This is a genomic window from Sphaerisporangium album, assembly GCF_003323745.1.
In the GTDB taxonomy this organism is placed as follows: domain Bacteria; phylum Actinomycetota; class Actinomycetes; order Streptosporangiales; family Streptosporangiaceae; genus Sphaerisporangium; species Sphaerisporangium album.
Window position 1 is genome coordinate 282564 of sequence record NZ_QOIL01000001.1, and the last position, 23907, is coordinate 306470.

Here is a 23907-nt window from a genome sequence, read left to right on the forward strand (position 1 = left end):
TGCGTTCGATCGCTTCCTCATCACGAGCATAACCCCTGGTCATCACCCCGGGCTCGCCGCCGAGGGCCGCCCGTGACGGTCGCCGCCCGTTTCGCCGGGCTCCGCGAGGATCGCGGCGAGCAGGCCGGGGAAGCGGCTCTCCAGGTCTTCCCTGCGCAGGCTCACGTACCGCTGCCGGCCGGAGGGGACGTTGCGGATCACGCCCGCCTCTCGCAGCGTCTTGAGCTGGTGGGACAGGGTGGACTTGGGGATCTCGCCGCCGGCGGGCTGGCAGTTGGCGACCTCCAGTGGACCCTCGGCCAGCCGTCGTACCAGCGCTAGCCGCGCGGGGTCGCTCAGGGCGAACAGCACGTCGGTCACCACCATTTCGGCGGGTTCGGGATGTGCCAGCTCGCGCGAGGAAGACATCACGGTTCGATAATAGTTGAACAGTACGCCCGGGTCGGCGTAGTCTCCAACTGTTCGAAACTTTTGGAACAGTCAGGGGATCGCGATGCGAATCACAGAAGACGGGGCCACAGTGGCCGAGACCGCTTCGCCGCACACGACAGCCGGTTCGCGGCGCACCATGGGCGATTCGCGGCACACGACACACGGTTCGTCGCACGCCACGGGCGATTCGGGGGGCGATGGGGACGATCCGCGCGCCAGACCCCGAACCGCCTGTGCCTCACCTGAAACCGGAGGCAGGCCGCCGGATCCCGCGCGGACCGGGCCGGGTGACGCGGCGGCGACCCTCCCCGCCCGCGAGGGAGGACGTCCGCCGTGGCGCATGTCGCGCAGGGCGGGATTCTGGCTCTTCGCAGGCGCGCTGCTGGCCTTCATGGCCGCCGCCAGCGCCCCCTCGCCGCTCTACGTCGTCTACCAGGCGCGATGGGGCTTCTCCGCCGCCACGCTCACCGCCGTCTTCGCCGTTTACGCGCTCGCCCTGCTGTGCGCGCTGCTGACCGTCGGAGGGCTCTCCGACTTCGTCGGACGCAGGCCCGTCCTCGTCGGCGCGCTGCTGGCCGAGGCCGTCGCCATGGCGGTCTTCCTGACGGCCGACGGGGCCGCGCATCTGCTCCTCGCCCGGGTGTTGCAGGGACTCGCCACCGGCGCCGCGGCCGGAGCCATCAGCGCCGGGCTCGTGGACCTCCAGCCCGCTCCCGGATCCCGCCTCGGATCCCTGCTCAACAGCGTGGCCCCGACCGCAGGCCTCGCCGCGGGGGCCCTCGGCACCGGGCTTCTCGTGCAGTACGCGCCCGCCCCGACCGCTCTGGTGTTCGCCCTGCTCACCGTGGTCTTCCTGCTCCTGGCCTGCGCCGTCGCCTTCCTCCCCGACACGGTCGCGCCCCGGCCGGGCGCGTTCGCCTCGCTGCGCCCGAAGGTGTCGGTGCCCACCGGCGCACGCGGAGCCTTCCTCGCGGCGCTGCCGTGCCTGGTCGCGACCTGGGCGCTCGGCGGCCTGTACCTCTCGCTCGGACCGTCGCTCATGGCGGGCGTCCTGCACGTCACCGACCACTTCGTCGGCGGCCTGGTCGTGACCGCCCTCACGGGCGCGGGCGCGGTGGCCTCGGTCGTCGTCCGCGATCTGCCCCCGCGCCGCGTGATGATCATCGGCTCGGCGACCCTCGCGACCGGCATCGCCGTGTCCCTGACCGCGCTCGCCGTGTCCTCGGTGCCCATCTTCTTCGCCGGCACGCTCATCGCCGGGTCCGGCTTCGGCGCGGCCTTCCTCGGCGCCTTCCGCTCGCTGGCGACGCTCGCGGCCCCGTCCGAGCGCGCGGAACTGTTCGCCGCCGTGTACGTCGTCAGCTACCTGGCCTTCAGCGTCCCCGCCGTCCTGGCGGGCGAGGCCGTCCCGCTCTTCGGCCTGGAGGCCACCGCCCTCACGTACGGCTTCCTGATCATCGCCCTCGCCCTCGTCTCCACGGCGACCGTCATCACCCGCCGCCGCCCGTCCCCCGTGACCCCTTCGCCGGTCGCGGAGGGATGAAGCGGGTAGGGCGTAGAGGGAGGGCGTTCGCCGTCCCAAGGGAGGCGGGTGGAGGTCATGTGGGGGAATCGGTCGGGGAGTGAGCCCCGGACGGCGCGGAGCGCGCTCGGCATGCGGGCCGTGCTCTCGGGGGTGGCGTTGCCGGTCGCACTCGCCGCGACCGCGCTCTTCGTCTTCCTCGGGGTGAGCACCGGGCTGGGGATCTGGTTCGTCGAAGCGGTCGTGACCGGCGTCGTCGTGGTGATCGCGGCCGTCGACCTGGTGGTGATCAGGCGCAGAGCCCGCCGGAGCCCCTCGGGTGAACGGGCGACCCGCTCACGCTGAGCTCCGACGGGCGCCGCCGTCACGACAGGGCGGGAGGCGGGGCGCTGCCGTTGAAGAAGGGATTCTCGGGGAGCCGCTCGGGGGTGACGAGCAGGCGGACCACTCCGGCCTTCACCTGCCAGGCGTTCCACACCGTCCAGTCTCCGCCGACCGTCCGCGCGGGCAGCGGTTCGAACGAGAGGCCGCCCGTCTTCCCGTCCACCTTGACGAGGCTGAACACGGCGGTCAGGTTCCGCCCGCGGACCTGCGCCAGGACGTCGTCCACCGGGCGGCCCTTCCTCAGCTTCACCCCGGCGAGCATCTCACCGGGGGCCGTCGCGGCCTCGAAGTTCGCGTACTCCTCGCCCGGTCTGGCCTCGCGTCCCAGCCGGACCAGGACGTCGCCGGGGAAGCCCACGGGGATCCGCAGCACCATGACGCAGCCGGCGTCCCGCCCCGGGCGGCAGTTCTTGGGGAGCGTTTCCATGGTGAGGGCGACGCCGTCCACCAGCGGGCCGGACGGACCGGCCTCCACCTTGGGACCGGTGCCCGGGGGGCTGTGGTCCGCGATCACCATCCCGAGGATCTTCCCCACGGCCGTCGGGGAGACGGGCACCGGGCGCAGGTCGATGTCCAGGCCGACGGCCCGGAACGCCTCGGTGTACATCCTGTACTCGGCGAACGGGTCCTTGATCCGGGCGACGTACTGGTCGCCGTCCCGCGCGATGTCGACGGCCGAGTTGGCGTAGCCGGCCGCGCTTCCCCCGCCCAGCAGACCGGGACCGGCGACGACACCGGCGGTGAGCAGCCCGGCGGCGGCCGCGCCCGCGGCCAGCCGGATCCGCCACGGCCGGCGTGAGGCCGGTGCGGCGGCGGTCTCCGTACCGGTCGCCGCCGGGAGCGCCGGCGCCTGGCCGCGGCGGGCCGGCGCGATGACCGCCCCCTCCGTACCGGTGGCCGCCGCGAGCACCTCGCCCCGGCCGGGTGACGCGCTGACCGGCGCGGATGTGATCGACGCGAGCAGCGTCCGCGCCCCCGCGGTGGACGCCCGGCCCGCCAGCTCACGGTCGCGGACGCGGGCCAGCCCGCTCAGCAACTCGTCGGTGTTCCTCATATCGACCTCCCCAGCGGGACCCGCGCGGCCCGGCTCATCGGCATGTGCTCGACCCCGGCGTCGGCGAGCCCGCGTGAGAACCGCTTGCGGGCGCGGTGCAGCCGGATGCGTACGGCGTTGCGCGAGCAGCCGAGGACGCGCGCGATCTGCCCGGCGTCCAGGCCCTCCCACGCGACGAGCGACAGCAGCTCGCGGTCCTCGTCGGACAGATGCCGGAAGACGCGGGCTATCGCCGCGAACTCCATCCGCTCCTCGGACGGAGCCGTCCTGGCGTAGAGGTCGGCGACGTCCTCGCGCAGCGCCGCCTGGTGGACGTGGCGCCGAATCGTCCCGCGCCGATGGTTGGCCAGCACGTTGCGCGCCACGCCGTACAGCCAGAGCCTGGCCTGCTCACCCGGAGGCAGGTCGTCCAGCTTCCGCCACGCGATCTCGAATGTCTCGGCCACCACGTCCGCCGCGTCCTCGGGGGAGTCACAGCGGCGCGTCGCGTAGCCGAGGATCGGTTCATAGGTATCGAGATAGACCTTCTCGAACAGCATCTTCCGGTCATCACCCACAGGCGATCCCCATGGCGAGCCTCCTAGCTGAAGGGGTCGACGGACACCCCTTCATGTCGAAGGCCCCCGGATCATTTCACCGGATCTCCCCCGATGCCGGGCGCGCGTGACAGGCGGCCCCGCCTTCACCGTTCAGGTCAGGGACGCGCGCGGCATGGCATCTCGGCCGAGCGGTTCTCGTGCTGGTCGATCACCGGCAGGACGCGCGGGTCCGGATGCGGCGCCGGACGTCCGGCAAGGTCGTCCTGCGTCCGTGAGGCACGGGTGTCACAGGCCGTACTCCTCCAGGAGGTGGAGCCAGAACTCGCTCACGGACGGGAACACCGGGACGGCGTGCCAGAGCCGGTCTAGCGGGATCTGCGAGGTCACCGCGATGGTGGCCGCGTGGAGGTGGTCGAGGACCGCGGGACCGGCCAACGTGACGCCGAGGAGCACGCGGCGGTCCTCGTCGACGATCATCTTGACGCGGCCGGTGTAGTCGTCGGCCTGGAGGTAGGCGCCGGGGACCCCTGCCAGGTCGACCTCGACGACGCGTACCGGGAACCCCTCGGCGCGCGCCTGGGACTCGGTGCGGCCGACCGCGCAGACCTGCGGGTCGGTGAAGATGACCTGGGGCGCGCCCAGGTGGTCGGCGACGTCGCGCAGCGCCGGCAGGTCGTCGGGGAGGCCCTGGGCTCGGGCGGCGATCACGTCGCCGCAGATCCGGGCCTGGTACTTGCCCATGTGTGTGAGCAGGTCGAGCCCGTTGACGTCCCCGACCGCGTACAGCCAGCCCTCGGGGACGGCCGTCGCCCGCATGCTCGCGTCCACATCGATCGGGCCCTCCCCCTCCAGGCCGATCGTGTCCAGGCCTATGTCGCCAACGCCCACCCGGCGGCCGGTGGCGACGAGGATCTCGTCCGCCTCCACGCGCGAGCCGTCCTCGAGGTGGACGGTCACCGGGCCGTCCGGCAGCGGGCGCTCGACGCGGGCGGGGGAGGCGCCGAAGCGCACGTCGATGCCCGACCGCCGCAGCGACTCGGCCAGAAGGTCGCCGGCGAACGGCTCCATCCGGGACAGTAGCCGCCGGTCCCGCACGAGCATCGTCGTCTCCTGGGCGCCGAGGGAGTGCAGCGCCTGGGACATCTCACAGGCGACGGCGCCGCCGCCGATCACGACCAGCCGCTTCGGCACCTGCTGGACGGCGGTCGCCTCCCGGTTCGTCCACGGTTCCGCCTCGCGCAGGCCGGGCACGGCGGGGATCAACGGGTCGCTCCCGGTCGCGAGCACGACGGCGTGCCGCGCCCGCAGCGTACGGGTGCCGCCGTCCGGCGTCGTCACCTCGACACTCAGCGGCCCCGCCAGGCGTCCCCGCCCCCGGACGAACGTCGCCGGGAGGTTCTCGATCCAGCTCACCTGGCCGGCGTCGTCGAGCCCGGACACGGCCTGGTCGCGGCGGGCCAGCACCGCGGCGGTGTCGATCGGGCCGCGCAGCTCCAGCCCCGGCAGGCGCTCCACCTCGTGCGCCAGCTCCATCGGCCGCAGCAGCGCCTTGCTCGGGATGCACGCGTAATAGGCGCACTCGCCGCCGGCCAGGCGTTCCTCGACCACGGCCGCCGTCAGGCCGCCTCGTACGGCGCGTTTGGCGGCGGTCTCCCCGACCGGTCCCGCCCCTATCACGATCACGTCGAAGACGCCCTCGCCGTCAATCATGGAACTCGCCCCCCGTCGTCCCAGGTCAGTCATGCCCCGTACGAGGCGGATGCTCGCATCGGTCCTCGATCAGGGGACCAGGCGGGGGCGGGGGAGCGCGCCATTCGGCGATGCTTCATGCCGTGCGGGGGGAGATGCGACTTCCAGGCTTTGGTCAGAGTTTGCGGTAGATTCTCGCGTCCTCGGCGGCGTCCAGGACGTCCTGGAGGGTGCCGCCGATGCCGGCCTGGACGGCGGCGGCGATGGCGCCCTCGACGAAGGGGACGTCGGCGATGGCCACCTGGCCCGGGACCTCGAGGAGGCGGGCGGTCAGGACCGAGCCGCCCATGTCGGGGATGAGCACCACGCCCACGCCCCGGTCGACCTTCTGGATCGCGGCGGTCACCTTGTCGGGGCTGGTACCGAGGCCACCGTCGTCCGTGCCGCCCGCGGGGACCACCTGGACGTCCGGCCCGGCGATCTGCACGGCCAGGGCCGCGGCGGAGGTCGCCAGCGCGTCGCTGTGCGAGATGAGGACGACGCCGACCAGGGGCTGCGGAATGGTGGTCATCGCCGGAGGTCTCCCATGGTTCTGCGCTGGACGGTCGGTTCTGCGCTGGACGTTTCGTTCTTGCACTGGACGTTGTGTCTGCGCTGGTCCAGCGATCCTGCGCTGGACGGGGGCCGCGCGCCGGATGTGCGGGCTCGTGTGTGGATTCGCGCCGGAGATACCCCGTGATCCCATGTCGAACCCTTGCGCGGGCCTGAGCTCGGAGGACCGTGCGGGACCGCTGCACAGCCCGCGGTGGAATCATCCTACGGCCTCGCCGCCGGGGCTTTCCGGTCATCCGCCGGCGGCGTCCCGGAGGGCGGCGAGGATGAGGACGGTCGACGCGGCCCCCGGGTCCTCGTGGCCGATGCTGCGTTCGCCCAGGTAGCTGGCTCGGCCCTTGCGGGCCTGGAGCGGGATCGTCGCCCGCGCGCCCTCGCGGGCGGCGGTGAGGGCGGCGTCCAGGGCATCCTCGGTCTTCGTCCCGTTCTGTACGGCCCGCCTGAGCGCGCCGGCCGCCGGGGCGAGGGCGTCGAGCAGGGTCTTGTCGCCTTCGGTCGCACCACCGAGCTTGCGTACCCCCGCCACGGCGGCTTCCAGGGCGGTGGCGAGGTCGGACGGGGTGACGTCGGGGGCGGAACCGAGGACGGACCCCATCTGGCGGAAGGCGGTCCCGTACAGCGGGCCGGACGCGCCGCCGACCTTGCGGATGAGCGTGGTGCCCGTGAGCGTGAGCGCCTTTCCGGGGCTGTCGGGAGGGGCGGCGGCGAGGGCTTCGCGGACGGCGGTGAAGCCGCGGTCGAGGTTGGCGCCGTGGTCGGCGTCGCCGATCGCGGCGTCGAGCGCGGTCAGGTGCTCGCGGTTCTCGGCGACGGCCTTCGCGATCCCCTCGATCCATGTGGTGAAGAAACGGGTGTCCATGTGGCTCCTCGTGGCTCATGGAAGCGGAGGCGGTCGGCGTCGGCGAGGCGGTGGGCGGTCCCCGCCCGCGAGGCGGCGGGCGTTCGGCCTCGGGGAGGGGAGGCGGCCTGGCGTCAGCGGCCCCAGCGGAGGGCGGGCGTCTCCACGGGGGCGTCCCAGAGGCGGGTCAGGTCGTCGGTCAGGCGGCACACGGTGACCGAGAAGCCCCGCATCTCCAGGCTCGTGACGTAGTTACCGACCAGGGAGCGCGCCGGCGTGGCACCCTTCTCGCGCAGATAGGCCGCGACCTCGGCGAACACGATGTAAAGCTCGGCGAGCGGCGTGCCGCCCATGCCGTTGACCATCACCAGGCAGTCCCCGGACAGCGGCATGTCGGTGTGCACCGCGTCCATGGCGACGCGGGCCAGCTCGCGGGCGGGCGCGATGGGGGCGCGCGTACGGCCTGGCTCGCCGTGGATGCCGATGCCGAGCTCGACCTCGGAGGGGCCCAGCTCGAACGTCGGCCTGCCCGCGGCGGGGACCGTGCAGGGGCTGAGCGCCACGCCGAACGACCGGCTGCGCGCGTTGACCTCCTCGCCGGTCTTCGCGACCTCGGCCAGGGACGCCCCGGTCTCGGCCAGCGCTCCGGCGATCTTTTCGACGAAGACGGTCGCGCCCGTGCCGCGGCGGCCGGCCGTGTACAGGGAGTCCTTGACGGCGACGTCGTCGTTGACGAGCACGGACGCCACCTCGACGCCCTCCTCGGCGCACAGCTCGGCGGCCATCTCGAAGTTCAGCACGTCGCCGGTGTAGTTCTTGACGATGTGCAGCACCCCGGCACCGCCGTCGACGCCCTTGGTGGCCTCGATGATCTGGTCGGGCACGGGGGAGGTGAAGACCTCGCCGGGGCAGGCCGCGTCGAGCATGCCGTACCCGACGAACCCGCCGTGAAGAGGCTCGTGACCGGAACCCCCGCCGGACACCAGGCCCACCTTGCCCGGGGACGGCGCCGAGCGGCGGAAGATCACCTTGTTCTCCAGGTCCACCCGGAGGCCCGGATGCGCCTCCGCCATTCCGGCGAGCGCCTCGGTCACCACGTGCTCCGGATCGTTGATGAGCTTTTTCATCGGCCCGTCCTAACTGCGGTCGGCGGTCCCTCGGCCAATCTCTCCCTCCGCGGGGAGCGTTGGCAAGTGGGCCCGGCGTCCCCCGCGTCCGATTCGTCACGCGAGGTGGTGGCGGCGCGCCCGGCGGGGAGGGAGGATCTATCACGAACGACCCGAGAACATGAGGGGCACAGATGTCGGTGTTGAGCAGTCTCGTCGAGAGCATCCGGAGCGGCGCGATCGAGGTGATCGACCTGACGGCGCCGCTGAGTTCCGAGACGCCGATACTCATGCTGCCCGAGCCGTTCGGGAACACCGTCCCGTTCCGGCTCACCGAGATCAGCCGGTACGACGACCGCGGCCCCGCCTGGTACTGGAACGACATCACCACCGGCGAGCACACCGGCACCCACTTCGACGCGCCGGTCCACTGGGTGACCGGGCGCGACGGCGAGGACGTCTCCCAGGTTCCGCCCTCCCGGCTGATCGGCCCCGCCGTCGTCCTCGACTTCGCGGGTCACGCGGCCGCCGATCCCGACTTCCTGCTTCAGATCCAGCACGTCAAGGAGTGGGAGAAGGCCAACGGCCCGCTGCCGGAGGGCGGATGGCTGCTGTACCGCACCGGGTGGGACGCGCGGTCCGGCGACCAGGCGAGCTTCCTCAACGCCGACGAGACCGGGCCGCATACCCCGGGCATCTCCGTGGAATGCGCCCAGTGGCTGGCCGAGGAGACCCCGATCGCCGGGCTCGGCGTCGAGACGGTCGGCACCGACGCCGGGGCCGCGCACTCCTTCGACCCGGCCTTCCCCTGCCACTCCTTCCTGCTCGGCTCCGGGAAGTACGGCCTCACACAGCTCCGCAACCTGGACAGGCTTCCCGTGACCGGCGCGGTCGTGCTGGCGCCCCCGCTGCCCATCGTCGGCGGCTCCGGCAGCCCGGTCCGCGTGCTGGCCCTCGTCGAGCGATGATCGTCGCGCAGGCCGTCGGCGCCGTCCTGGCCCGGCTCGGCGTGACGACGGCGTTCGGCGTGGTCGGCAGCGGCAACTTCCACGTCACGAACGCACTGGTGGAGAACGGCGTGCGTTACGTCGCCGCGCGTCACGAGGGCGGCGCGGCCACCATGGCGGACGCGTACGCCCGGGTCAGCGGCACGGTCGGCGTGCTCACCGTCCACCAGGGCCCCGGCCTGACCAACGCGATGACCGGGATCACCGAGGCGGCCAAGAGCCGGACGCCGCTTCTGGTGCTGGCCGCCGAGTCGCTGGAGCCGCGCTCAAACTTCCACATCGACCAGTTCGCGCTGGCCGAGGCGGTGGGCGCGGTGCCCATGCGCGTGACGTCGGCCGAGGACGCCGTCGCCGAGACGGTCCGGGCCTTCCGCACGGCCGCGGGCGAGCGGCGCACCGTCCTGCTGAACCTTCCCCTGGGGGTGCAGGGGCGGCCGATTGGGCCGCTCGGCGGTGAGACGCTCGCCATCCCGGCGTCCCCGGCGCGGGAGGCGGACCTGGAGTCCTCGCCCTCTCCTGAGCGGGCCGCCGAACTGGCCAAGGCGCTGGCGGGAGCCCGCCGTCCCGTCTTCGTGGCCGGTCGCGGGGCCAGGCACGCGCGGCGCGAGCTGGAGTCCCTGGCTGACCGCACGGGCGCGCTGCTCGCCACCTCGGCGGTCGCGCGCGGGTTGTTCGCCGGCAACCCCTGGAACCTCGACGTCAGCGGAGGGTTCGCCTCGCCGCTCGCCGCCGAGCTCATCCGCGAGGCGGACCTGCTCGTCGGGTGGGGGTGCGCGCTGAACATGTGGACCACGCGCCACGGCACGCTCGTCGGCCCGTCCGCCACCGTCGCCCAGGTCGACCTCGACACCGGAGCCCTCGGCGCGCACCTGCGCGTCGACATCGGGGTGGTGGGCGACGTCGCCGCCACGGCGCGCGCGGTGACCGAGCTCATCGGGGGGCACGAACCGCCCCTGGCGGGACACGAACGGCGCAGTGAGGCCCTGGCGCAGAGGATCGCCCGCGAGATCTCGTGGCGGGACGTGCCTTACACCGACGAGTCCGGCGGCGGGCGTGTCGACCCGAGGACGTTGTCGATCGCCCTGGACGACTTGCTGCCGAGGGAGCGGATCGTCGGCGTCGATTCCGGAAACTTCATGGGATATCCCGCCATGTTCATGTCGGTGCCCGACGAGAACGGCCTCTGCTTCACCCAGGCGTTCCAGTCGGTCGGGCTCGGCCTGGCCACGGCGATCGGCGCGGCCCTCGCGCGGCCGGACCGGCTGCCCGTCGCGGCCCTCGGGGACGGCGGCGCGCTCATGGGCGTCTCGGAACTGGAGACCGTCGTGCGCCTGGGCCTGCCCATGGTCATCGTGATCTACGACGACGAGGCGTACGGCGCCGAGGTGCATCATTTCGGGCCGGACGGGCATCCGCTCGATCAGGTGCGCTTCCCGCCGGCCGACTTCGCCGCGATCGGGCGCGGGTTCGGCTGCGAGGCGGTCACCGTGCGCGATCCCGGCGACCTCGGGCCGGTGACGGAGTGGCTGGACGGGCCGCGCGACCGTCCGCTGCTCCTCCACGCCAAGGTCACGGTCGGCCAGGGGGCCTGGTGGCTTGAGGAGGCTTTCCGGGGACACTGACCGTTGTCGGCCCGTTCGCACTGGTCCGGGATGGTTCACCACGTTGCCGGCCTTGGCGGGCTGTGGATTACCGGCGGGGCTGTGGATAACCGGGTCCGGAGGGCGGCGCCCGGTCGGGCGTGACGTAGCGTTACCTCATGGAACGAATGAGTGACAGTGAATGGCGGCGGTTCGTGCTGGAGGGCACGCGGACGGGGAAGGTCGGGGTCACCCGGGCCGACGGCCGCCCGCACGTCACACCCGTATGGATCACGCTGGACGGTGACGATCTGATCTTCACCACCAGCGCCACCGGGCAGAAGGCCAAGAGCATCCGCCGCGATCCCCGGGTGGCCGTGTGCGTGGACGACGAGCGGCCGCCGTACGCCTTCGTCATGATCGAAGGCACGGCGACCCTCTCTGACGACCTCGGCGAGTTACTGAAGTGGGCCACCGTCGTCGGCGGCCGCTACATGGGCCCCGACCGCGCCGAGGAGTACGGCGCACGCAACGGCGTGCCGGGGGAGGTCGTGGTACGGGTCCGGATCGGCAAGGTGATCGCGTTCAGGGACATCGCCGTCTGATCGCGGGGGTTGCCGCGGGCATCGCCGTGTGAACGCCGAGGACGGTTACGGACACAGGCGGGGAACGCCGACGACGGCCATGGGTGTCGCCGTGTGAGCGGGGGCGTCGGCCGACGGGGTTCCTTAGCGGGCGAGGCGACGGCCGGGTACGTGTGCCGGCCTCGCCGCCTTCTCCGGCACGGTGGTCGCCGTGACCCACGACCGCTGGTTTCGACCGCTACGAGAGCGCCGCGCCGGTGGAGGAGTGGCCGCATCCGTGAACCGGCGCGCACGAGCCAGGTCACGGGCGTTCGGTCTCCAGCTGGACGGTGTCCTCGACGGTCATCTGGCGGCTCGTCCTGAGCGCCGGGTCGACCGGGCGCAGGTAGGTCTGCTTCACACCGGGCACCCGGTCCTCGACGACGAAGGTCGCCTTGGTGCGCACCGGCGAGCCGGGGACCTGAACCTGGGGCACCACGCGGAAGTCGGCCGTGAGCAGCTCATGGTCGATCTTGGTGAGCACATAGCCGCGCTGGTTGTTGTAGAACTTCAGGTGCGGGTTGATCTGCAGGAACGGGTGGGTGGCGGGGTCGGAGTCGGCGCCGTCGCCGCCCGTGCTGATCGAGGTGGCGACCAGCTCGGACCCGACCGTCCGGCTGCCGGGGTCGTCGTAGTCGAGCTTCAGGTCGCCCGCCCAGTGCGCGTGCACGTCCCCGGTGAGGACGACGGCGTTGCGCACCTCGGCGTCCACCCAGCCCTGCGTGATCCGCTGCCGGGAGGCGACGTAGCCGTCCCAGGCGTCCATGCTGGTCACCTTGGCCGGGCCGGGGTTGTTGTCGCGCTGGCCGAAGAAGACCTGCTGGCCGATGATGTCCCACTGGGCGCGGGACTGGCGGAACCCGTCGAGCAGCCACCGCTCCTGCTCGTCCCCGGTGATCGAGCGGGCCGGGTCGGAGGCCGCCGGGCAGTCACGGTAGCCGTCGCCGCAGCCTTGGTCGTCGCGGAACTGACGGGTGTCCAGCATGTGGAACGTCGCCAGGCGGCCCCACCGGATCCGCCGGTAGAGCTGCATGTCGATGCCGCGCGGGACGGAGGTCCGGCGCAGCGGCATGTTCTCGTAGTACGCGCGGAAGGCGGCCTCGCGGCGGGCGAGGAAGTTCGGCTGCGGGATGTCGGGCCGCTCGGGGACCTCGTCGGCCCAGTTGTTGTCCACCTCGTGGTCGTCCCAGACGACCAGCCACGGCGCGGCGGCGTGCGCGGCCTGCAGGTCGAGGTCGGCCTTGTACTGGGCGTGCCGCTGCCGGTACCCGGCCAGCGTCTCGGTCTCCGGCCCCTCGTGGTCGCGGACGTTGCCGCCGGGGATCGTGTAGGTGTCCTTGGTGTACTCGTACTGGTAGTCGCCGAGGTGCAGAACGAGGTCGGGGTGGTCCTCGGCCAGGCGCCGGTAGGAGGTGAAGTAGCCGTGCTCGTACTGCGCGCAGGAGACGAACGCCATGGTCAGCGGCCCGCCGAGCGTCAGCGGATGCGGCGCGGTCCTGGCCCGTCCGGTCGGCGAGAGGTAGGAGCCGAGCCGGAAGCGGTACCAGTACTCCCTGCCGGGCTGCAGTCCCTCGACCTCGACGTGGACGCTGTGCCCCCACTCCGGGCCCGCGATCTCGACGCCCGCGCGCACGACGTGGCGGCAGTGCTCGTCGGCGTACACCTGCCACAGCACGGCGAACCGGTGGGACGGCATGCCGCCCATGCCGTCCTCGGCCAGCGGCTGCGGGGCCAGGCGCGTCCAGATGACGAAGCCGCCGGGGGCGGGGTCGCCCGAGGCCACCCCGAGCGTGAACGGGTCGGCGCGCAGGCCGCGGGAGGCGAGGCTCTGCGCCGTCTCGGCCGCGGGGGTGGGCTCGGCGAGCGCCGTGGTGGCGGGGACGGCGGCGACCGCCCCTGCGGCCAGTCCGGTGACCAGGAAGGATCGTCGATCGAGGTGCGGCACGGAGGACTCCCATGGTGATCAAGGGCAGCGACATCCGTAGCCTTACCGACGATCATGACCGGTCAGTTAACGCAGACCGTCATCAAAGGGGCATAGTTCCCCATTGTCCGTCCCATGCGACAGAGGGGACGTTCCCCGTTTTCTTCCTCCTGGCCGAAAGTGACGGCAAAGGCTCTACTCGGAGTAGCCCAGCTTCGTGAGGCTCGGCTGCTGCCAGCCGCTCTGCGGGATGTCGCCCCGGAACGGCGGCGTGACGACCGGCGGCACGAACGTCTCCTTGATCGCGCGGGCGTTGACCCAGCGGACCAGGTTGAAGATCGAGCCCGCCTTGTCGTTGGTGCCCGACGACCTGGCCCCGCCGAACGGCTGCTGGCCGACGACCGCGCCCGTGGGCTTGTCGTTGACGTAGAAGTTGCCCGCCGCGAAGCGCAGCCGCTCGGTCGCCGACGTGATCGCGTACCGGTCCTGGGCGATGATCGAGCCGGTCAGCGCGTACGGCGACACGCCCTCCAGCTGGTCCAGCACGGTGTCGTAGTGCCCGTCGTCGTACACGTGCACCGCGAGGATCGGCCCGAAGTACTCCTTGACGAAGATCTCGTCCTCGGGGTCGGAGCCGACCAGGACGGTCGGCCGCACGAAGTAGCCGGTGGAGTCGTCGTAGGAGCCGGTGAGCACCTCGACCGAGCCGGTGACCCGGGCGCGGTCGATGGCGTCCCTGTTCTTGGCGAACGAGCGCGCGTCGATGACGGCGCCCATGAACGTCGACAGGTCGGCGGCGACGTCGCCCACCGTGAGCGACTCGGCGGTCGCCACGAAGTCGTCGCGGATCGCCGACCAGATCGAGCGCGGGACGTAGGCGCGCGAGGCGGCCGAGCACTTCTGGCCCTGGTACTCGAACGCGCCGCGGATCAGCGCTGTGGTCAGGACGGCCGGGTCGGCGGAGGGGTGGGCGAGCACGAAGTCCTTGCCGCCGGTCTCACCGACGAGGCGGGGGTAGCTCCGGTAGCCGGCGATGTTGGCGCCGACGGTCCCCCACAGGTGCTGGAAGGTCGCGGTCGAGCCGGTGAAGTGGATGCCGGCCAGGTGCGGGTCGGTCAGCGCCGCCTCGGAGACGGCCGCGCCGTTGCCGGTGACCATGTTGATGACGCCCGGCGGCAGCCCGGCCTCCTCGAGCAGGCGCATCGTGAAGTGCGCGGCGAGCTGCTGCGTCGGCGACGGCTTCCATACGACGACATTTCCCATCAAAGCCGCAGAAGTCGGCAGATTCCCGGCGATTGCGGTGAAGTTGAACGGCGTGATCGCCAGCACGAAGCCTTCCAGCGGCCGGTACTCCATGCGGTTCCACACGCCCGGCGACGAGCTCGGCTGCTCGGTGAGCAACTGACGCGCGAACGCGACGTTGAAGCGCAGGAAGTCGATCAGCTCGCACGCGGCGTCGATCTCGGCCTGCTGCGCCGTCTTCGACTGCCCGAGGATCGTCGCGGCGTTGAGCGTCGCCCGCCACGGCCCCGCCAGCAGGTCGGCCGCCTTCAGGAAGATCGCCGCGCGCTCCTCGAACGGCAGCGCCCGCCACGCCGGGGCCGCCTTCAGCGCCGCGTCCACGGCGGCCCGCACGTCGGCGGCCGAGGCGTCGGCCGTGCGCCCGAGCACGTGCGCGTGGTTGTGCGGCTGCACCACGTCGATCAGGGCGCCGGAGGCCATGCGCCGCTCGCCCCCGATCGTCATCGTCAGATCGATCGCCGGGCCCGAGAGCTCCTTCACACGGCTCTCCAGGGCCGCCCGATCGGCGCTGCCGGGGGCATAGCCGCGGACCGGCTCGTTGGCCGGGACGGGGACGTTGGTGACGGCATCCATGGAAGACCTCACTTGGAGCGGAGTGAACGCAGGAAGAAGGCGACGTTGGCCGGGCGCTCGGCGAGGCGGCGCATGAAGTACCCGTACCAGTCGTCGCCGTAGGGCACGTAGACGCGGACCGCGGAGCCGGCGACGGCCAGCGCCTCCTGCTTGTCGGTCCTGATCCCGTAGAGCATCTGGTACTCGAAGGAGTCGCGGTCACGGCCGTGGCGGTCGGCGAGCAGCTCGGTGATCGAGATGAGCCGGTCGTCGTGCGTGGCGACCATGGGGTAACCCTTCCCCTCCATGAGGATGCGCAGGCACCGCACGAACGCCTTGTCCACCTCGGACTTCTTCTGGTGGGCCACCGAGGCCGGCTCGGCGTACGCGCCCTTGACCAGGCGGACGCGCGAGCCCTCGTACGCGAGGTCGCGCAGGTCGCCCTCGCTGCGCAGCAGGTACGCCTGGACGGCGACGCCGGTGGCGGGGAAGTCCTCACGCAGGGCGCGCAGGATCGACAGCGTGGAGTCGACCGTGGTGTGGTCCTCCATGTCCAGGGTCACGGTCGTGCCGGCGTCGCGGGCGGCGGCGCAGATCTCCCGCGCGTGGTCCAGGGCCATGGCGTGGTCCAGACGCTGACCCACCGCCGACAGCTTGACCGACACCTCGGCGCGCTCGCCGAGCCCGAGCGGGCGCAGCGCGTCGAGCATCGCGACGTACGCCTTGACGGTGCCGGACGCGGCGCGCGCGTCCGTGGTCTCCTCGCCCAGGTGGTCGAGGGTGACCGAGAGGCGGGCGTCGGTGAGGCGCCGCACGGCGGACAGCGCGTCCCCGGCGTCCTCGCCCGCGACGAACCGGTCCACCACGTGCCGGGTGACCGGGAAACCCGAGACGGTGCGGCGCGCGAGAGGACTCCGTGAGATCGCCAGAAGCAGGGAACCGAGCATGTAAACCACCCTAATTCCGCAGTTCAGCGGCTTCCATGGACATCCGCCACGCCCGGCGTCTACCCCGTTCATACACATGTATGACAATGTTCAGGTGGACCTGCAGGAAATCGTCGACGAGATCGCGCGCGTCCTGGACGCCTCCGCGACGCTGGAGGACCGCTCGCTCCAGATGCTCGCCTACGCGGCGCAGAGCGGCGACATCGACGCCGTGCGCCGCGAGTCGATCCTGCGCCGCCGCGCCACCGACGAGGTCCGCGCGTACTTCGAGGGCTACGGCATCGCCTCGGCCGCCGGCCCGGTCCGCATCCCCGCCGACGAGGGCCTCGGCGTCCTCGCCCGCGTCTGCGTCCCCTTGCGCCACCGCGGCGTCACCTACGGCTACCTGTGGCTGCTCGACTCCGGCGTGCTCGGCGACGAACGCCTGGCGCAGGTCACGCCCATGGTGGACCGCGCCGCCGCCGCCCTGGCCCGCGAGGCCCGCAGCCGCCAGGACCTCGGGGAGCGCCTGCGCGACCTGCTGTCGGCCGACCCCGAGCTGCGCGCCTCCGCACGGCTCGACCCCGCGGGCCCGGTCGCCGCGATCGCCGTCCAGAGCGCGCCCGGCCAGGTGGCGCCGCTGTGGACGTTGCCCCGTGGCGTCCTCGCCGACCCCGGCGACCCGCTCACCGCCGTCCTGGCCCCCGCCGCCCAGGCCGAGGCCGTCGCGTCCCGGGTGCTCGGCATGTACGGCACGGCCGCCGGCATAGGAGGCGTCAGGGACGACCCCGGCGAGGCGTGGCGGAGCTGGCGCGAGGCCACCCTCGCCCTGCGCGTCGCCCAGCGGGTGCCGAGGTTCGCGCCCGTCGCCCGCTGGGACGGCCTCGGCGTCCATCGCCTGCTGGCCCGGCTGCCCGGCACGGAGCTCGCCGACCTCGCGGCGGAGGCGGCGGCGCTGGACGGCGAGCTGGCGCGCACCGTGGAGACCTACCTCGACCGCGGCGGGCACGTCGGCGAGACCGCCGCCCGGCTCGGCGTGCACCGCCAGACTCTGTACTACCGGCTGGCCAAGGCCGAGCGGGTCACGGGCCTCGACCTCGCCGACGGCGAGGACCGGCTCGTCCTGCATCTCGGGCTCAAGGCGGCCGAACTGCTCGCGGGACCCGCCCCGCGCGGGCTCAGGGCGCCCGGTAGATCTTGACCCAGTCGACGAACATCGACACCGTCGCCGGGGTGGTCGAGTCCCGGCACGGCGACCACTGGTTGCAGACCACGTCGTTCTGCAGGGTGAGGTGCATCGGCCGCCCCGGCGGGACGTTCGGCCCGGTGTAGTCCCACGTCTTCCTGCCGTCCAGCCAGAACGTCAGCCGCCCCGGCAGCCAGTCGACGGCCACCGTGTGCCACTGGGTGAAGTCCGCGCGCATGAGGCTCTGCGCCTGCCGGGACTCGCCGCGGTGGATGAAGATGCCGCCGGTCTGCCGCGTCGCGTCGATCACCTCGGCGAAGTCGACCTCGGTGTACTCGGGGCTCTGGCTGTCCGGCCACAGCAGCGTGACCAGCGAGTACCCGCGCCCCGGCTCGCCGCGGAACCTGACCTCCCAGCGGCCGTAGGTCTGCGCCAGGTGGCCGGCGACGCCGCCGGAGAGGTCCTTGCCGCCGTAGAAGCCGCCGGTCATGTGCAGCATGCCGTCGTGGACGGTCGTCGCCTGGGAGGTGCGCGGGTTCACCGCGGCGTCGGGGGAGTGGTAGACGTCCCACTTGCCCCGGTCGACCTGCGTGCCGTCGAAGTTCTCCACGAAGACCGGCGCGCCCCACTCGGGGTCGGGCTGGGCGGACACGCGGCCCCCCGCCGTGGGGACGGCGCTCGGCGCGGCCGGTGGGTCGTCCCGGGGGGAGACGCTCGCGCTGGGCGGAGCCGTCCGGTCTCCGGACCAGGGGCCGCCGGGCGGCGGGGCCGGCGTCTCGACCCCGCGGGGAGGCGCGGAGCCGGTGGGCGTGCCGCCGTACCTGCGGTCGTACACGGGAGGCGGGGGCCCGTCCAGGGCGTTCCCGCCCGGGCGGCCCGCCGAGCCACCGCCCGCGGCGGTGGGGCCGGTCACCGGCGGGGCGTGGGGCGGGTAGCGGGGGAGCGACGCCGTGGGCGTGGGGGAGGTGGTGCGGGCGACGGGCGGCCGCGATTCCCGGGAATGCTTCGGGCCCTGCTCTCCCGGGACCGGGCAGAGCGCCAACGTCGTCGCCGCTACGATCATGTATGCGCTACGAATCGACATGCGCCCATGAAACCAAGCATCTCCCTGTGATCCCAGCGTTATAGCGAATTCGCGTCTCCGTAGGATCCGGGGTATTCACCTTGTAACAGGCAGGCCGCACACTTGGCCTTGTGTCGGATTTCGAGGTACTTGTTCTGGGCTCCGGCCCCGGCGGCCAGAAGGCGGCCATCGCGGCGGCCAAGCTCGAACGCAAGGTGGCCATCGTCGAGCGGCGGGACATGATCGGCGGGGTGTGCATCAACACCGGCACGATCCCCTCCAAGACGATGCGCGAGGCCGTCCTCTACCTCACGGGCCTCAACCAGCGGGAGATGTACGGGCAGAGCTACCGGCTGAAGGAGGACGTCACCGTCGCCGACCTCACCATGCGCACCGCGCACGTGGTGGGACGCGAGATCGACGTGATCAGGAGCCAGCTCTCCCGCAACCACGTCCACATGCTGCTCGGCTGCGGCCGCTTCCTCGACCCGCACACCATCGAGGTCGCCGACGAGAACGGCAAGACCACCAAGGTCACCGCCGACAAGATCATCATCGCCACCGGCACCCGGCCCGCCCGCCCCGACAGCGTCGACTTCGACGACCGCACGATCATCGACTCCGACGGGATGATCCGGCTGGAGCGCGTGCCCGACTCGATGGTGGTCGTCGGCGCCGGGGTCATCGGCATCGAGTACGCCTCCATGTTCGCCGCGCTCGGCACCAAGGTCACCGTGGTCGAGCGGCGCGAGCGCATGCTGGAGTTCTGCGACCTGGAGGTCGTGGAGGCGCTGAAGTACCATCTGCGCGACCTCGCGGTGACCTTCCGCTTCGGCGAGACCGTCGCCGCCGTCGAGCGCCGGGCGCGCGGCTGCGTCACCGTGCTGGAGAGCGGCAAGAAGATCCCGGCGGAGACGGTCCTGTACTCGGCGGGGCGCAACGGGGTCACCGAGGGGCTCGACCTCGCAGCCGCCGGCCTGTCCGCCGACGGGCGGGGCCGCATCGCGGTCGACGAGCACTACCGCACGTCCGTGCCGCACATCTACGCGGTCGGGGACGTCATCGGCTTCCCCGCGCTGGCCGCCACCTCGATGGAGCAGGGGCGCATCGCGGGCCACCACGCCTGCGACGAGCCGCTGGGCGGCATGTCCCACCTCCAGCCGATCGGCATCTACACCGTCCCGGAGATCAGCTTCATCGGCAAGACCGAGGACGAGCTGACCAAGTCGCTGATCCCCTTCGAGGTGGGGGTGTCCCGGTACCGGGAGCTGGCGCGCGGGCAGATCATCGGCGACACCTACGGCATGCTGAAGCTCCTGGTCTCCCCGGAGGACCGCGCGCTGCTCGGAGTGCACGTCTTCGGCACGGGCGCCACCGAGCTGCTGCACATCGGGCAGGCGGTGATGGGCTGCGGGGGGACGGTCGACTATCTGGTGGACGCGGTGTTCAACTATCCGACGCTGGCCGAGTCCTACAAGGTGGCGGCGCTGGACGCGATGAACAAGATCCGCAGGATGGCGCGGTTCGCCGACTGACGTTCGTTTCGGCGGGCCCCAAAGGCGCGGCCGACATTTCGTGAAATGTCGGCCGTTACCAGCTTCGTAATAAAGGCCCCATATGCTCCGCGATCATGCGCCGCATCCTCTCCCTCCTCAGCGCGTACATCCTCCTCACCGCCTGCGCCACGGAGCCGCCCCCCGAGGTCCCCATGGGTGTGGGCGGGTGGACGACGCCGCCGGCCCTCTCACCGTCCCCCTCCCCGCCACCGCCCTCGCCGACGCCGGCCCCGAGGGTGGTGCTGCCGGACCGGGTCATCCCGCCACGGGGCCGCGACGCCGCCGTCAAGAGCCCGCTCTACACCGCGCCGCGGCTGGCGAAGGCGAAATGCCCGCTTCCGGCGATCAGGGCGGGCAGCCTGGCCTCGGGAAAGCGCTACGGGGCGGCCGTCTCCGCGTGTCTGGACGGCATCTGGGCGCGCGGGTTCGAGAAGTCCGGGCTGTACTTCAAACCGCCCCTGCGGCGGTTCGTACCGCACCGGGTGAAGGATCCGGAGTGCGGGAAGATGCCGCGCAAGGGCGCCGCCGGTACCTATTGCGGCGGCGCCCTGACGTACTACGTCCTCCTGAAACCGTCGGATCTGTCCCCCTCGGAGGCGGCCTGGGTGGCCGAGGTCACCGCCCACGAGTACGCCCACCACATCCAGGAAATGCTGAACATCCTCGACTACGACGGCCAGGCCGAGTACGACGCCCGTACCACGGAGGCCAAGAACGCCCTGAGCAGGCGGCTGGAGCTCCAGGCCGAGTGCCTGGCGGGCGTGGCGCTCAAGGCCATGGGCCGGGCCGTCCCGCCGCTCTGGGAGTTCCGGACCCTCTACCAAGGCACGCTCGACGCCCAGTGGGTGCGCGACCACGGGACCCTGTCCACGCAACTGCGCTGGTTCGAGCGAGGCTACCGCGCGGGCGGCCCCAAGGCGTGCGACACCTGGAAAGCCCCCGCCCGGGACGTCACCTGACCCGGGACCGGACGCCATGGGGACACGGCCGGGTGCCGCGCGGGCCGTCGCCGATATCGAGGGGCGTCCTGCCGGGCTCCTGCGGCGGACTCCGTTCATGGCCGCGAGCCCGAATGGCCGACCATGCTGTGGCACGCCGCCGGGCGCACGCTCGCCTGGGGCCGGATCGAGACGCGGACGGGTCAGGCGTACGCGGCGGCCACGCCGATGACGACCAGCACGAGCGACGCGGCCGCGACGACCACGCCGAGCCTGCCCGCGACGCGGCGTCCCCGCCTGACGCCGAGCGCGAACATCGCCGTGTACGGCAGCCCCGCGTACACCAGGGGCGTGAGGCCGATGACCGCGAACTGCGCCAGGACCCCGGCGGTCCCGGTGCGCACCACGCGGCCGGAGCCGACGTCCAGCCGTCCGCGGAAGCTCTGGCCGGCCCGTGAGTCCGGCGACGCCTGGACGATCTTGGTCTTCAGCGCGTCGTCGTCGGGGACGAACCGGCCCTTGCAGTCGTACCGTCCCTCGCCGAGCGCCTGGCAGGAGATGACGGTCAGGCGGCCCGGGGCCCCCGCCCTGCCGGTGGCGAGCATCAGGTCGTGGGTGGAGAAGAGCACGGGCGTCAGGCCCAGGACCACCCAGCAGACCAGAAGGATGTACATGCCTACCGCCCCGGGAGTACGGCCCCTCCCCATCGCCCAGCCGGACGCGCTCGAATGTGTCATGGAGCCCATGCTGGCGAGCCGGACTTGGAAGCGGCTTGCCCCCGGCTGGTCGTGAGGCCGGTGGACCGCCGGGGGAGATGCCAGGACAGGTGCCGAGGCGTGATCCAGGGGCGGCTCGTGCCGGATGTCGGCGTCGGCCTCGGTCCGCGGTGCCCGGCCTTGATGAACGCGTAACGCATCGGTTACGCTTCCCGGGTGGACGAGGTGGCCGGAGCCATCGCGGATCCGGTGCGGCGGCGGATCCTCGTGATGCTGCGCGACGGGCGGCTCTCAGCCGGAGAGATCGCCGAGCGCTTCGAGATCAGCAGGCCCGCCGTGAGTCGTCACCTGCGTGTGCTCAGGGAAAGCGGACTGGTCCGCGATGACCTGGCCGGCAGACGCCGGCTCTACCGGCTCGACACCGGGAGGTTCGCCGAACTCGCCGAGTGGCTCGGGCAGTTCGTCCCGGCCTCCGGCTGGGAGCACCGCCTCGACGCGCTTGAGACAGAGGTCTACAGAACCCGCCGCGAACGCCGCGTGCGCGACACGGCGGACCAGGCGAAGGAGAACTCGGCATGAGCCGTCCGCCCACCGGCCGACTGTTCCGCACCGACGGCGGCAGCGATCTCGTCCTCAGCCGGACGTTCCGCGCGCCGGTCGAGGACGTCTGGGCCAGCGTCACCGAGCCCGAGCGCACGGCCCGCTGGTTCGGCCCCTGGGAAGGCGACGCCGCGCCCGGCGCGACGATCAAGGTCCGGATGGTCCACGAGGACCAGGAGCCGTGGATCGAGGTCCGCGTCGACGCCTGCGACCCGCCGCGGCGGCTGGCCGTGTCGATGACCGACGGGCACGGGGCCTGGCGTATGGAGCTGCTGTTGTCGGAGGCCGGCGGTGTGACGGAGCTGCGGCTCGTCCACCACCTCGCCACCGAGGACGGCATCGGCGAGGTCGGCCCCGGCTGGGAGTACTACCTCGACATGCTCACCGCCGCCCGCGACGGCTCGCCCGCGCCCGACTTCGGCGACTACTACCCCGCGCTGAAGCCCTACTTCGACGGCCTGCCCGCGCGGGCGTAGGCGCGACCGTCCGGAAACGGCGAAGCCCGTGCCCTTTCGGGGGCACGGGCTTTCGGCGGGTCCGGGGGAGCGGAGCCCCGGAGGTCAGGCGGCCTCGGCCTCTTCCAGCTCGACGGGACGGGCACGGCCGGTCACGTTCTCGTACACGCGGACCAGCTCGCGGCCGATGCGCTCCATCGAGTAGCGCGACCCGGCGCGGTCGGCGCCGGCGAAGCCCAGGGCCGTCCGGCGGGTGAGGTCGCCGAGCAGGGCGCGGGTGCGGCGGGCCAGCGCCGCCGGGTCCTGCGGGCGGACCAGCAGGCCGGTGACGCCGTCGACCACCGAGTCGAGGTGCGCGCCGACGCCCGAGGCGATCACCGGGACGCCGCAGGCCATCGCCTCCAGGGCCACCTTGCCGTTGGGGGCGGCGGCGGGCAGCGTGAGCACGATGTCGGCGCCGCGCATCAGCTTGGCCATGCCGGTGTGCGGGACGTGGCCGAGCAGGGTGACGCGGTCCTCGACGCCGAGCTCCTTGGCCAGCAGCGTCAGCCGCTCCAGGTCGCGCTCGGCCTCGGGGGCGTCCGGCCGGGGACCTCCGGCGATCAGCAGGTCAGCGCCCGGGATGCCGTCCAGAGCCCGGATCGCGATGTCCGCGCCGCCGCCCGGCCTGATGTGGCCGACATGCAGCAGGCGGGCCCGGTCGCCGCGCGCCGCCGACGGTCCCTGGCGGCGGAAGCGCTCGACGTCCACGCCGTGGGGGACGACCGCGATGTTCCTTCGCGGCACGCCCAGCCGGATCAGGTCGCCGGCCTCGCCCGCGCAGACGGCCACGACCGCGTTGGCCCGCCGTCCGATCGCGCGCTCCAGCCGGGCCCGCGCCGCCTGGTCGCGCTCGCCGGAGCGGGTCCTGATCGAGCTCTTTCCGTGGAAGGTCTGGACGATCGGCACGTTGAGGCCGTCGACCGCCGCCACGGCCGCGAGGCCGCCCGACAGGGAGTGGGCGTGGATCACGTCGGGGCGGTCCTTGCCCCAGCGCTCCCGCAGGCGGGCGCTGAAGTCGGAGATGTGCGGCATCACGGCGTTCTCTGCGAGCCGCAGCGCGGGGCCCGCCTCCAGGTATTCGATCGTCACGCCGGTCGCGACCTTCGCGCGCGGCTTGCGGTCGGCGGAGTCGCGGCGCGTGTAGACGGTTACCCGGTGGGAAGAGCTGAGCTCACGGGCGATGGCCAGAAGGTCGGAGGAAAGTTCGTGCACAGAGACGATGGCGATTTTCACGGCACACCTCAGGGAAGCCGGACCTCGA

General features: G+C 72.4%; 23 protein-coding genes. 10 read left to right on the forward strand and 13 right to left on the reverse strand.

Annotated elements, in window-relative coordinates; genetic code table 11:
• Positions 1-42: 42 nt before the first annotated feature.
• A complete protein-coding gene (locus tag DQ384_RS01215; RefSeq protein ID WP_114026758.1) occupies positions 43-408 on the reverse strand; it encodes an ArsR/SmtB family transcription factor in 366 nt (121 codons plus the stop codon).
• A gap of 364 nt (positions 409-772) precedes the next feature.
• On the opposite strand from DQ384_RS01215, the gene DQ384_RS01220 reads away from it, so the two are divergent.
• Both DQ384_RS01220 and DQ384_RS01225 read left to right on the forward strand, forming a co-directional pair.
• Positions 773-1975, forward strand: a complete 1203-nt coding sequence (locus DQ384_RS01220; protein WP_114026759.1) for an MFS transporter — start codon at positions 773-775, stop codon at positions 1973-1975.
• 57 nt (positions 1976-2032) lie between these two features.
• Positions 2033-2299 carry a DUF6343 family protein gene (locus tag DQ384_RS01225; RefSeq protein ID WP_114027032.1) on the forward strand — a complete coding sequence of 89 codons (267 nt, stop codon included), beginning with the start codon at positions 2033-2035 and terminating at the stop codon, positions 2297-2299.
• 19 nt (positions 2300-2318) lie between these two features.
• On the opposite strand, the gene DQ384_RS01230 is transcribed toward DQ384_RS01225, so the two are convergent.
• From DQ384_RS01230 to dhaK, 6 genes are all read right to left on the reverse strand, one after another.
• Entirely contained in the window at positions 2319-3392 is a 1074-nt protein-coding gene (locus DQ384_RS01230; protein ID WP_114026760.1) for a hypothetical protein, read from the reverse strand.
• Positions 3389-3949 (reverse strand): RNA polymerase sigma factor, encoded by a 561-nt coding sequence (locus DQ384_RS01235; protein WP_114026761.1) that lies wholly within the window; start codon positions 3947-3949, stop codon positions 3389-3391. Before DQ384_RS01235 ends, DQ384_RS01230 begins: the two co-directional genes overlap by 4 nt.
• A gap of 267 nt (positions 3950-4216) precedes the next feature.
• Positions 4217-5641, reverse strand: a complete 1425-nt coding sequence (locus DQ384_RS01240; protein WP_114026762.1) for a dihydrolipoyl dehydrogenase family protein — start codon at positions 5639-5641, stop codon at positions 4217-4219.
• 154 nt (positions 5642-5795) lie between these two features.
• Positions 5796-6191, reverse strand: a complete 396-nt coding sequence (dhaM, locus tag DQ384_RS01245) for a dihydroxyacetone kinase phosphoryl donor subunit DhaM (RefSeq protein WP_114026763.1) — start codon at positions 6189-6191, stop codon at positions 5796-5798.
• A 273-nt stretch (positions 6192-6464) separates the two neighbouring features.
• On the reverse strand, positions 6465-7091 hold the full coding sequence (gene dhaL, locus DQ384_RS01250) for a dihydroxyacetone kinase subunit DhaL (RefSeq protein WP_114026764.1): 627 nt from the start codon (positions 7089-7091) through the stop codon (positions 6465-6467).
• Between the two features lie 113 nt (positions 7092-7204).
• Positions 7205-8197 carry a dihydroxyacetone kinase subunit DhaK gene (dhaK, locus tag DQ384_RS01255; RefSeq protein ID WP_114026765.1) on the reverse strand — a complete coding sequence of 331 codons (993 nt, stop codon included), beginning with the start codon at positions 8195-8197 and terminating at the stop codon, positions 7205-7207.
• A gap of 173 nt (positions 8198-8370) precedes the next feature.
• On the opposite strand from dhaK, the gene DQ384_RS01260 reads away from it, so the two are divergent.
• The 3 genes from DQ384_RS01260 (at position 8371) to DQ384_RS01270 (ending at position 11368) form a co-directional block, all read left to right on the forward strand.
• The gene (locus DQ384_RS01260; RefSeq protein ID WP_114026766.1) at positions 8371-9144 is read left to right on the forward strand and encodes a cyclase family protein; all 774 of its coding nucleotides are present in this window, start codon (positions 8371-8373) and stop codon (positions 9142-9144) included.
• On the forward strand, positions 9141-10805 hold the full coding sequence (locus tag DQ384_RS01265) for a thiamine pyrophosphate-binding protein (RefSeq protein ID WP_114026767.1): 1665 nt from the start codon (positions 9141-9143) through the stop codon (positions 10803-10805). Before DQ384_RS01260 ends, DQ384_RS01265 begins: the two co-directional genes overlap by 4 nt.
• 146 nt (positions 10806-10951) lie before the next feature.
• On the forward strand, positions 10952-11368 hold the full coding sequence (locus DQ384_RS01270; protein WP_342769350.1) for a PPOX class F420-dependent oxidoreductase: 417 nt from the start codon (positions 10952-10954) through the stop codon (positions 11366-11368).
• Positions 11369-11648: 280 nt separating this feature from the next.
• Here the strand turns inward: DQ384_RS01270 and DQ384_RS01275 are convergent, their stop codons facing one another.
• From DQ384_RS01275 to DQ384_RS01285, 3 genes are all read right to left on the reverse strand, one after another.
• Entirely contained in the window at positions 11649-13331 is a 1683-nt protein-coding gene (locus tag DQ384_RS01275; RefSeq protein WP_114026769.1) for an alkaline phosphatase D family protein, read from the reverse strand.
• Between the two features lie 174 nt (positions 13332-13505).
• Complete coding sequence (gene pruA, locus DQ384_RS01280; protein WP_114026770.1) at positions 13506-15185, reverse strand: L-glutamate gamma-semialdehyde dehydrogenase; 1680 nt, start codon at positions 15183-15185, stop codon at positions 13506-13508.
• An 8-nt stretch (positions 15186-15193) separates the two neighbouring features.
• Entirely contained in the window at positions 15194-16111 is a 918-nt protein-coding gene (locus DQ384_RS01285) for a proline dehydrogenase family protein (protein ID WP_114026771.1), read from the reverse strand.
• A gap of 94 nt (positions 16112-16205) precedes the next feature.
• On the opposite strand from DQ384_RS01285, the gene DQ384_RS01290 reads away from it, so the two are divergent.
• Positions 16206-17291: a PucR family transcriptional regulator gene (locus tag DQ384_RS01290; protein ID WP_245966172.1), complete on the forward strand. Its 1086-nt coding sequence runs from the start codon at positions 16206-16208 to the stop codon at positions 17289-17291.
• Here DQ384_RS01290 and DQ384_RS01295 read toward each other — a convergent pair.
• Complete coding sequence (locus DQ384_RS01295; protein WP_114026773.1) at positions 17269-18360, reverse strand: glycoside hydrolase family 16 protein; 1092 nt, start codon at positions 18358-18360, stop codon at positions 17269-17271. The two genes, DQ384_RS01290 and DQ384_RS01295, sit on opposite strands and share 23 nt — an antisense overlap.
• Positions 18361-18470: 110 nt before the next feature.
• Here DQ384_RS01295 and sthA point away from each other — a divergent pair, with 110 nt between their 5' ends.
• Together sthA and DQ384_RS01305 are read left to right on the forward strand one after the other, a co-directional pair.
• Positions 18471-19874: a Si-specific NAD(P)(+) transhydrogenase gene (gene sthA / locus DQ384_RS01300; RefSeq protein ID WP_114026774.1), complete on the forward strand. Its 1404-nt coding sequence runs from the start codon at positions 18471-18473 to the stop codon at positions 19872-19874.
• A 95-nt stretch (positions 19875-19969) separates the two neighbouring features.
• Positions 19970-20854, forward strand: coding sequence for a neutral zinc metallopeptidase (locus DQ384_RS01305; RefSeq protein WP_114026775.1), 885 nt, complete (start codon positions 19970-19972; stop codon positions 20852-20854).
• A 182-nt stretch (positions 20855-21036) separates the two neighbouring features.
• Here DQ384_RS01305 and DQ384_RS01310 read toward each other — a convergent pair whose 3' ends face one another.
• Positions 21037-21507, reverse strand: a complete 471-nt coding sequence (locus tag DQ384_RS01310; RefSeq protein WP_114026776.1) for a hypothetical protein — start codon at positions 21505-21507, stop codon at positions 21037-21039.
• 258 nt (positions 21508-21765) lie between these two features.
• Between DQ384_RS01310 and DQ384_RS01315 the strand changes: the two genes are divergently transcribed.
• On the forward strand, positions 21766-22128 hold the full coding sequence (locus tag DQ384_RS01315) for a metalloregulator ArsR/SmtB family transcription factor (RefSeq protein WP_114026777.1): 363 nt from the start codon (positions 21766-21768) through the stop codon (positions 22126-22128).
• Complete coding sequence (locus DQ384_RS01320; protein WP_114026778.1) at positions 22125-22625, forward strand: SRPBCC family protein; 501 nt, start codon at positions 22125-22127, stop codon at positions 22623-22625. The genes DQ384_RS01315 and DQ384_RS01320 overlap by 4 nt, the downstream gene beginning before the upstream one ends.
• Positions 22626-22709: 84 nt before the next feature.
• On the opposite strand, the gene DQ384_RS01325 is transcribed toward DQ384_RS01320, so the two are convergent.
• Positions 22710-23879: a glycosyltransferase gene (locus DQ384_RS01325; protein WP_114026779.1), complete on the reverse strand. Its 1170-nt coding sequence runs from the start codon at positions 23877-23879 to the stop codon at positions 22710-22712.
• Positions 23880-23907 lie beyond the last annotated feature (28 nt).

Coding starts and splice junctions, on each gene's coding strand:
- DQ384_RS01230 (WP_114026760.1), bottom strand. CDS start 3,392: ATGAGGAACACCGACGAGTTGCTGAGCGGGCTGGCCCGCGTCCGCGAC.
- pruA (WP_114026770.1), bottom strand. CDS start 15,185: ATGGATGCCGTCACCAACGTCCCCGTCCCGGCCAACGAGCCGGTCCGC.
- DQ384_RS01305 (WP_114026775.1), top strand. CDS start 19,970: ATGCGCCGCATCCTCTCCCTCCTCAGCGCGTACATCCTCCTCACCGCC.
- DQ384_RS01285 (WP_114026771.1), bottom strand. CDS start 16,111: ATGCTCGGTTCCCTGCTTCTGGCGATCTCACGGAGTCCTCTCGCGCGC.
- dhaL (WP_114026764.1), bottom strand. CDS start 7,091: ATGGACACCCGTTTCTTCACCACATGGATCGAGGGGATCGCGAAGGCC.
- DQ384_RS01310 (WP_114026776.1), bottom strand. CDS start 21,507: ATGTACATCCTTCTGGTCTGCTGGGTGGTCCTGGGCCTGACGCCCGTG.
- DQ384_RS01320 (WP_114026778.1), top strand. CDS start 22,125: ATGAGCCGTCCGCCCACCGGCCGACTGTTCCGCACCGACGGCGGCAGC.
- DQ384_RS01270 (WP_342769350.1), top strand. CDS start 10,952: ATGAGTGACAGTGAATGGCGGCGGTTCGTGCTGGAGGGCACGCGGACG.
- dhaK (WP_114026765.1), bottom strand. CDS start 8,197: ATGAAAAAGCTCATCAACGATCCGGAGCACGTGGTGACCGAGGCGCTC.
- dhaM (WP_114026763.1), bottom strand. CDS start 6,191: ATGACCACCATTCCGCAGCCCCTGGTCGGCGTCGTCCTCATCTCGCAC.
- DQ384_RS01225 (WP_114027032.1), top strand. CDS start 2,033: ATGTGGGGGAATCGGTCGGGGAGTGAGCCCCGGACGGCGCGGAGCGCG.
- DQ384_RS01265 (WP_114026767.1), top strand. CDS start 9,141: ATGATCGTCGCGCAGGCCGTCGGCGCCGTCCTGGCCCGGCTCGGCGTG.
- DQ384_RS01260 (WP_114026766.1), top strand. CDS start 8,371: ATGTCGGTGTTGAGCAGTCTCGTCGAGAGCATCCGGAGCGGCGCGATC.
- DQ384_RS01220 (WP_114026759.1), top strand. CDS start 773: ATGTCGCGCAGGGCGGGATTCTGGCTCTTCGCAGGCGCGCTGCTGGCC.
- DQ384_RS01215 (WP_114026758.1), bottom strand. CDS start 408: ATGTCTTCCTCGCGCGAGCTGGCACATCCCGAACCCGCCGAAATGGTG.
- DQ384_RS01295 (WP_114026773.1), bottom strand. CDS start 18,360: ATGTCGATTCGTAGCGCATACATGATCGTAGCGGCGACGACGTTGGCG.
- DQ384_RS01240 (WP_114026762.1), bottom strand. CDS start 5,641: ATGATTGACGGCGAGGGCGTCTTCGACGTGATCGTGATAGGGGCGGGA.